This is a genomic window from Paenibacillus forsythiae T98 (assembly GCF_000520735.1).
Lineage (GTDB): Bacteria > Bacillota > Bacilli > Paenibacillales > Paenibacillaceae > Paenibacillus_AQ > Paenibacillus_AQ forsythiae.
On record NZ_ASSC01000383.1, the window covers coordinates 1 to 7237 of the forward strand.

General features: G+C 43.7%; 9 protein-coding genes. All 9 read right to left on the reverse strand.

Features of this window, described 5'->3' with window-relative positions:
- Nucleotides 1-83 precede the first annotated feature (83 nt).
- On the reverse strand, nucleotides 84-329 hold the full coding sequence (locus L692_RS34020) for a DUF6398 domain-containing protein (protein WP_376717975.1): 246 nt from the start codon (nucleotides 327-329) through the stop codon (nucleotides 84-86).
- Between the two features lie 11 nt (nucleotides 330-340).
- On the reverse strand, nucleotides 341-691 hold the full coding sequence (locus tag L692_RS0112325) for a retropepsin-like aspartic protease (RefSeq protein WP_312001310.1): 351 nt from the start codon (nucleotides 689-691) through the stop codon (nucleotides 341-343).
- A 20-nt stretch (nucleotides 692-711) separates the two neighbouring features.
- Nucleotides 712-960 (reverse strand): hypothetical protein, encoded by a 249-nt coding sequence (locus tag L692_RS0112330; protein WP_025700262.1) that lies wholly within the window; start codon nucleotides 958-960, stop codon nucleotides 712-714.
- Nucleotides 961-1254: 294 nt separating this feature from the next.
- Nucleotides 1255-2268 (reverse strand): zinc-dependent alcohol dehydrogenase family protein, encoded by a 1014-nt coding sequence (locus L692_RS0112335; protein WP_025700264.1) that lies wholly within the window; start codon nucleotides 2266-2268, stop codon nucleotides 1255-1257.
- Between the two features lie 61 nt (nucleotides 2269-2329).
- Entirely contained in the window at nucleotides 2330-2872 is a 543-nt protein-coding gene (locus tag L692_RS0112340; RefSeq protein WP_198027744.1) for a PTS sugar transporter subunit IIA, read from the reverse strand.
- 116 nt (nucleotides 2873-2988) lie between these two features.
- On the reverse strand, nucleotides 2989-3756 hold the full coding sequence (locus L692_RS0112345; protein ID WP_025700268.1) for a MurR/RpiR family transcriptional regulator: 768 nt from the start codon (nucleotides 3754-3756) through the stop codon (nucleotides 2989-2991).
- 167 nt (nucleotides 3757-3923) lie between these two features.
- The gene (locus L692_RS0112350; RefSeq protein ID WP_198027745.1) at nucleotides 3924-5255 is read right to left on the reverse strand and encodes a 6-phospho-alpha-glucosidase; all 1332 of its coding nucleotides are present in this window, start codon (nucleotides 5253-5255) and stop codon (nucleotides 3924-3926) included.
- Between the two features lie 72 nt (nucleotides 5256-5327).
- Entirely contained in the window at nucleotides 5328-6911 is a 1584-nt protein-coding gene (locus tag L692_RS0112355; RefSeq protein ID WP_025700272.1) for a PTS transporter subunit EIIC, read from the reverse strand.
- A 233-nt stretch (nucleotides 6912-7144) separates the two neighbouring features.
- The coding region (locus tag L692_RS28630) for a LuxR C-terminal-related transcriptional regulator (protein WP_036723417.1) at nucleotides 7145-7237 on the reverse strand (93 nt) is incomplete at its 5' end.

Genomic DNA, 7237 nt, shown 5'->3' on the forward strand with positions numbered 1-7237 from the left:
TCAATTTTTGCATAACGTTGGAGATGTGGTTGCGAAGCACGCTGGATGAACCTGTAAGGGATACTTTCAAGTTCATTGCATGGTTATTGCTTACTTAAAGGGTCATTTTGCTTCGAGCTTTGCGTTGCAAATTCGTCATTAAAATAGCCCATTTTGAACATATCACGGATCAGCCTCGATTTTGGCGAAGTGGTGCTTTGAGCAGTGCCGAAATATCCGCAGATGTCATGAACAGACACGTAAGACTCAAGCTTTTGTCGAACAAAAAGCCGCCCAAACCTCCATCTTGCCCGACATAAATGGAGCCGTCCGATTGCGACCCAACATATTGCTTACCCCTTTATGCTCTGTAAAGTTCAAGCTTGTCCAAATCCACAATAAAACCATGTTCTTTCAAAATATCCAGTCCAAGCAGCCCTTTATGAGACTTGGGGAGCATGCCTACATCAATCTCGACTTTCTCTGCCCTAAAAGCATCCAGGTATACATAGTCCAGTACCTTCGTATAAAAGGGAACCGTTCCCCCAATCCCATATGCCTCGTAGACGGGGTCACCATTCTCATAGGTTACCCCAATTGTTTCAAGCGCATCAGGGCTGAAAATCGTATGCGACGAGCCAGTGTCAATGATAATATCGGCAAGCTCCAATGCTTTACCGCGATAGCAAACCGTAATTGTAGTGGTTAGCAATTGTCCATCATATTGGAGCTTTATGAACCGCGTCTCACTCTCAGCAGCGGGTCTTTGCGCAAATGAATGACGCAGTCCTCACTAGCCGTATGATAGACAAGATTGCCTGGCCCAGCACTGAAAAATGCCTTGTTTGCCTCTTCTGCAGGAACTGATCGTATCGGCGCAACCTCGGTCACAATTTTTCTATCTTCTTGCTCTGTATAATCAAGTATAGAGAGCAATACAAACTGGTCGGGAAACAATTCCCTGACTTGCTGCCATTTCATCTTCATCCCTCCTAAGGGCATTCATATCTTTATTTTAACATAAACTAAGTTCAATCGAAGCAAATGAGTTTTGAACAGATCACATCCTGAAATCCAATATGATACAGGAAGGAAGGTATAACTTATTCCTCAGAAAATTCGTGTCTTGACAACAGGAGCATTACATTCCCCTTTCCCCTCGCAACAAAAAACCTTCCCCGGCCACGGCCAAAAGAAGGCTTAACGCTTAATCGCAGGCCCCGTCTATATCTTCAGCTCCCAAGCTTGATCAGCCCAGGCAACCGCTTGCGGGTTTTATAGAGAATGAGTGACTACAGCTTTCGCTACATTCATTTGCGGGTATTTCCCCATCACTTCCGGAATGTCATCCAGTGCAAAATAATGGCTGATTAATGGCTCAATCCGTACTATGTTTTGCCGAATGAATGAAATCGCCTCCTCTTGTGTGAAAGGATTGATAAAGGAGCCCTTTATGCTCAGTTCTTTTGAAAAAATGGCAAACGGCGAAACATGAATCAGAGTATCTGGCGAAGGTACGCCGAACAGAAGGATTTGACCTCCCTTTCGGGCTGCTGCGATTGCAAGCTCCATTGATTCTTTGCGTCCCACGCATTCGATTACGACATCTGCAATATTCATCAAATGCTGCACCGTTTCCGGACTCGTTGGCTGCACGACCTCGTTCGCCCCCAGTTCAAGAAGCCGCCCGTGTTTCTCCGCCGCAGGTTCGCTGACAATAATTTTGGCCGCTCCTTGTTTTTTTACAAGCTGGAGGAACAATTGGCCGATGAAACCGCCGCCAATAATGAGTACCGTGTGAACCGGGCGAACATCGATTTTCTTCAATCCGTGCAAGACACAACCAACAGGCTCTACCATCGCACCCTCTACATAGCTCATCTCGACCGGGATACGGTAAGCGTTTGCCGCAGGAACAATGCAATATTCCGCCATGCCGCCGTCTCGCGTCACGCCGATGGCTTGAAGGTGATCGCACAGGTGAGGCCGGCCGCTACGGCAATATTCACATTCGCCGCAATAAATATTCGGATCTATCGATACTCTGTCTCCTGGCTTCAAGGCCGAGACCCGCGACCCCAGCTCTATCACTTCGCCTGCCAGTTCATGGCCGAGCACGATTGGCGGATCGACCGCAGCAGATCCGGGGTGGCCGTGATAAATATGCTGATCCGTACCGCAAATGCCGCAACTTTTAACCCGAATTAGCACCTCATGCGGCTCGAGATCCTTCGTTTTCCAATCCAACACTTCCATTTGATGCTTTCCTTTGAATACCGCTGCTCTCATGATTTCCATCTCCCGGTTATTAAGCTGATTTTGGCTCAGGCCTTACCCATTGCATGTCCTCTTACAGTATCGTAACAGCGTCTTTTTCCTTTGCTGCTGCTTTGCCGGTCTTATAACTGAAGCTCTTTCCGTTCAGTTCGATAAATATAACCGAAACAGCGACAGACAGCACTTTGTCCTTGATTTCTTCGAGATTAACCTTTAAGACCAAGTCCCCCGCTTTCACTACGCTTCCTTCCTTTGCATAAACATCAAAACCTTCTCCTTTCAGCTTGACCGTATCCACGCCAAAATGGATTAAAAATTCAACCCCGGAATTGCTTCTAATGGAAAAAGCATGCTTACTGGGAACCACTGTCGTAACGACTCCATCCACCGGCGAGAAGACTTCTCCGTTCTCAGGCTGAATAGCAAATCCGTCCCCCATCATCCGCTGGGAAAATGCCTCGTCCGGCACGCGGCTCAAATCCATAATTTCCCCGGAAACAGGAACAATAAACCCATCTCCCCGCTGCTGTTCCGGTCTATCTTGAAAAAGCGCTTTAATTTTATTACGCATGAGAAATACCTCCAAATGATTAATAGTGAAGCTTCTTCGTTCCATACACCGATATTATATTAAAGCGTTTACTTGTGTAAACACTTTCACAACGTAAAAAAACGTGTACTTTAGAAAAGTAACACGTATCCAAAATAAGAAAGTTTGTGGTTCTCGTTATGTCAATTTTTAATGGAATCTTGCTTTATTTTCTCCAAATATTCTCCAATCAAGAACTCAAATAACATCAGCACATTCGCATAAAAGGAAGAGGCTGACTTATTACGGTCATCCATTGCATTCATATCAACTATTTTTAAGCTTACATCCGCCAGTTTGGATAAAGAATTCTCCGAGTCTCCTGTAAATGAAATAATTTTAATTCCATTTCTCTTTGCTGAATGCGACATTTTGAGCAAAGAATCTGTTTCACCGGATTTGGAAACATTGATGAACAATTTTGCCTGAATAGGGTTTACATCATAGCTTTCGATGGGTTCGGAATAAATACATTTAAATCCAAGGACGATTAATTTTCTTGTTATATACTCCGTAATAGGTGAAGAGAATCCACCACCCCAGGTGTAAATAATTTCATTTTTGTTTTCCAGCAACAATTTTACAAATTCTTCTATTATATGATGGTCTATTAATGATAATAATTGTTCCAGATCAACACCGTGGAATTGATTGTTCTTGTCGCCGGAGAATTGAGACTTTTTATTCTTCAATGTAAAATTAAGATGATAATACATATCCAGAAAGCCGGAATGACCCATTTTTTTGGCTAAATTCATTATGGTAGTTGTAGAAGTATAAAATTCTTTTGCGATGCCTCTTACCCCTATTTCTTTCACATTCTCTATATTGTCGATGATATATACTAATATTTTTTCTTCCGTTTGATTCAACTGATATTTATCTACCAGCTTGCTGATATCTGAATCCATATCGTTGTCACCTGCATAAATTGTTTATTTTTGACGAATCCGCTTTTACTATAACCTATCAATACGATGTTTGCACCTTTCTTGGTGATGTAAAAAAAGAGCCGGTCAAAAGCAGATTAAACTGCTTCTGACCAGACTCCATCGTTTTGTAGAAAATTATACTGCTTTTACTTCAATTCAGGCCAGAAGTCTTTGTTGGCCTCAATCAGATCATCCAAAATCTGTTTCGCGACGAATGCGCTGGGTACTGTTTTGGACAGGGTAATGGCCTGCCACAGCTTTTGATAGGATTTTTCGATCCAGGCTTCGACCACTAATTTTTCTGCAGAAACTTGCTGCTCCATAAGCCCTTTTTGGAATTGCGGAATCTTACCCATAGCCAGCGGTTCCGGTCCGCTGCTGCCAAGAAGACAAGGAATCTCAACCATAGCCGTAGGGTTAAAATTGGCAATCGCCCCGTTATTCTCGACAATCAATAGCATTCTTTCTTTCGTATTGTAGGCAATCGCTCTTGCAAGGTCGACAATATAAGATGCATGCTCATCAATATGCAATCCGGAGCCTTCTGTAGATTGCTGCTCGATAATTTTTCTGGCCTCGCCAAATACAAACTTTTCTCTTCCATCCATGACTTCATTTGCTCGTGTATATTCTTTGTTAGAATGCTGAACAACATCATCCGGGAATAAATAGTACTTCAGATAGGTATTAGGAAATGTGTCAGGGTCCAAAGCATACACATCTTTGGCTTTTGCGTAAGTATCGTTCCAGCTTGCGTCCGTATGCTGGCTGTCTCCTTTCGAAACAACATAGCCATGTTTTGCGACATGCTCTTTGATTATCGGCATTAAATCATTGCCGTCTTTATCGCGAACATCCGTCCACCAGCCAAAATGATTCAGTCCATAATAACGGATGGTCATATCTTTTCTGGACTCTAATCCTGAAATTTCAGCCATGCGTGCTTCAATTCCGATTGGCATATCACAAATGTTCAAAATCTTGGAATTCGGTCTCAAGCTGCGGGTCGCTTCGGCAACGATTGACGCCGGGTTCGAGTAATTAAGCATCCATGCATTTGGCGAGTATTTTTCCATGTAGTCAAGGATTTCAATGACTCCGCCAATGGATCTCATTCCATAAGCAATTCCTCCGGGGCCGCAGGTTTCTTGACCGACCACATCGTATTTTAAAGGGATTTTTTCATCCAATTCGCGCATGGCGTACTTGCCGACCCGGATATGCGCCATAACAAAATCGATACCTGTAAAGGCTTCTTCCGGTTCCACGGTCGCGACAAATTCAATGTCCGGCGCTTGTTCTTTTAGAATAACCTCGCATGCTCCGGCTATGACATCTTGTCTTTCCTTATCGTTATCATAGAACTTGAGTGTTCCAATAGGGAATTTGTCCAGATTATCAAGCAGCATCAAGACGATACCCGGCGTAAATGTGCTTCCTCCGCCCGCGATTGTTACGGAAAACTTTTTACTCATGATTGATCCCTCTCTCCACTGTTTTGTATATTAAATTTAATGAATAAATCTAATACCTCTTTGATTGATACACGCTTAACCCGCAAGATATTTATCAACGGCATTTCTGACCCCATTGACTTTAGTCCCATAGACGACTTGAATATTTTCGCCGTTTTTAATAACGCCTGCCGCTCCTGTACCTTTTAAACCCAGTTCATCAACGATACCGGCATCCGTTACCTTGATCCTCAATCGGGAGAAGCAGTTGTCAACGGTTTCAATATTCCCCTTGCCTCCGAGGGCTTCCACTATAGCCGCGGCTAAATCGGTATCTTTGTCTGCTCCTGTGGCTGTCTCGCCGGATGTTTGGCTCATTTTTTCTTTGTAATCTTTTTTGGTGAACAGTTTCACCTCAACCTCGTCATCTTCCCGGCCAGGGGTCTTGAGGTTAAACTTCTTAATTAAAAAGGTGAACACAGCGTAATATGTCGCCAACTGAATAAGTCCTATGCCAACAAAGATAGGCCATCTTGTTCTGCCGATTCCCGCAGGCAAATTAAAAGTCAGGAGTTCAATGATTCCGCCCATTCCATTAGCTCGACTCCCCAAGAGTACGGAAACAACCTCAAATATGCCGTCCAACGCCGAGTGAACTACCCATAGAAACGGCGCCACAAACAAGAATGTAAATTCGATAGGTTCAGTTATGCCAACCAAAAATGAGGTTGCTACGGCCGGTATCAACAGGGCTTTTAACGTAGTCTTTTTTTCCGGTTTCGCTGTTTTATAAAAGGCCAGAGCCGCTCCTACCAAACCGAAAACTTTAACCATACCGTATTGCAGGAACTTTGCGGACGGGTCAAACAGCTTGACAGACGGATCGGTTATCTGCGCCAGAAATATATTGTAAGCGCCCAAATACGTTTGTCCGTTTACCGTCAATTCGCCACCCATGTTAGAGTAGAGGAATGGTGTATATACGAGATGATGCAACCCTGTAGGTATGAGAAATCTGTTTAAAAATCCGTATATAAACACGCCTATCGAGCCTGAAAAGTTAATGAAGTTCGCTGTTGCCCGAATACCGCTGGCAGCAAATGGCCAAACATAACTGAACACAACGGCCATTACGATTAAAATCGGAACTAAAACGATATATACCAGCTTGGTGTTGCCATACAATGACATTGCTCCCGGCAACTCTTTATTGCAAAACTTGTTATGGACGAGCGCGACGACGACCCCGAGGATCATTCCAAGGAAAACACCCATATCAATGATTTGAAAGCCTAATACGATGGTTTGCCCGGTTCCCTGCAATTCAGAGGGATTTGTAAATTTGATTAATTTTCCCGTTAACTTGAGCCACTCGTTGTTGGCGCCCAGAAATGTCAAGTATGACAACAGAGCTATAAGCGCCGCTTCCGCTTTTTTTTCTTTCGCTATTCCCATTGCGATGCCAACGCAGAAAACAATTCCCAAGTTGGTTAAAATAGGCCAAACCCCGCTGGCCATGAACTTGCCAACATGGATTAAGGAACTGCCTTCTCCAACAATCGTCGGATTGCCCAAAATGGAAGTAATCGCCAATATCAAACCGACGATCGGCAAAAATAAAACCGGAACAACAATCGCTCTTGCAAAAATCTGCATACCATTTACAACCTTATCCTTCATCAAAAGCCCCCCCTCATCATCTTCAATCCCGCTATATGTAAGCGGTTTATTGTTTACGTTTTACACTCTAACAAATTTCTCCCCCCGTTTAAATACAAAAACGGCATTAAAAAACAGGTTCCATCAACTGGCAACCTGTTACACCGCTCGCGGCTTTATACATTTCACACAACAAAAAACCTTCCCCGGCCACTCGGCCAAAAGAAGGCTTAACGCATAGTCGCAGGCCCCGTCTATATCTTCAGCTCCCCAAGCTTGATCAGCTCGACAACCGCTTGCGAACGGCCTTTTACATTCAATTTTTGCATAACGTTGGAGATGTGGTT

Coding starts and splice junctions, on each gene's coding strand:
- L692_RS0112330 (WP_025700262.1), bottom strand. CDS start 960: ATGAAATGGCAGCAAGTCAGGGAATTGTTTCCCGACCAGTTTGTATTG.
- L692_RS0112335 (WP_025700264.1), bottom strand. CDS start 2,268: ATGAGAGCAGCGGTATTCAAAGGAAAGCATCAAATGGAAGTGTTGGAT.
- L692_RS0112340 (WP_198027744.1), bottom strand. CDS start 2,872: ATGGAACGAAGAAGCTTCACTATTAATCATTTGGAGGTATTTCTCATG.
- L692_RS0112345 (WP_025700268.1), bottom strand. CDS start 3,756: ATGGATTCAGATATCAGCAAGCTGGTAGATAAATATCAGTTGAATCAA.
- L692_RS0112355 (WP_025700272.1), bottom strand. CDS start 6,911: ATGAAGGATAAGGTTGTAAATGGTATGCAGATTTTTGCAAGAGCGATT.